At 60.9% G+C, this 914-nt stretch carries 1 protein-coding gene; it reads right to left on the bottom strand.

What is annotated here, in order from left to right; translation table 11 throughout:
• Nucleotides 1–18 precede the first annotated feature (18 nt).
• Nucleotides 19–914 (bottom strand): hypothetical protein (locus JN414_RS16395; RefSeq protein ID WP_202208873.1); only part of this gene is annotated, 896 nt, incomplete at its 5' end.

Genomic DNA, 914 nt, shown 5'->3' with positions numbered 1-914 from the left:
TGTGAGGTGTCTGTCATGTCAGGCCAGTCCTATGGCAAAAAATCCGCCCGTCATGGCGGCGTTCTTGGTGCGGCAGGCCAGAAAGAAACTGCCTCCCGTCGCATCCTGCGCCGTCAGCGTGGCCTGTTCCTGCTGGCCGCGTGTCGCCACATCGGACGTCACCGCCGGAAAGGCCCGCCAGATCTGCGAGAAGGCCTGTGGCCAGATCACACGGATCACATCGCTTTCATAAACGCCGCTGTCCGAGGTCAGTGTTGCGGTGCCACTGAAACCACCCCACTGAAACAGGATGAACTGGTTATTGCCGATCGGCAGCCGCAGAAAGCCGGTTTCCCCCTGCTGCGCCGTCACCATCGCCTGCGTCAGCAGATAGTGCCAGGTCCCGCCCAGATCGAGCACAGCCGGCGCTTTCGTGGAACCCGAGATGATCAGCTGAAGAGCGTTCAGATCTCCATTGCCGGCGGCCGTGGACCCAAGCACGTATCGCCATGTCCCATCCCAGTCCAGGAACGCCATGGTGCCGTTGGTCCCGGAATACAGAACCTCATTGATCCCGACGTCCTGACTGTCTGCGGCCGGGTTGGACTCAACGGTGTGATGCCAGTTGCCATTCCGGTCGAGCGCCGCCAGAGACTTGCTGTCCTTGGACGAGACCAGTTGCCTGATGCCGACATCCCCGGCCGTATAGGGATCACTGTTGACCAGATAGCGCCATGTTCCATCCGCCAGAAGAGCGGCCAGCGTGCCCGTATCCTTGGAGATGACGACTTCATTGACCTTGATGTCGCCCCCGGTGGGAGAACTCCAGACCAGCTTGTCATTCAGCGCCTTGATGTCGGCCGCCGTGGCCAGCGTGCTGTTGCCCAGGGAAACAGATCCGTCATCGTTCAGGACCAGAAGGTACTCGGCCGGGA

Source organism: Gluconobacter sp. Gdi (assembly GCF_014132155.1).
Lineage (GTDB): Bacteria > Pseudomonadota > Alphaproteobacteria > Acetobacterales > Acetobacteraceae > Gluconobacter.
Note: the sequence above shows the minus strand (reverse complement) of the source record. Positions and strands in the feature narration are given on the sequence as shown.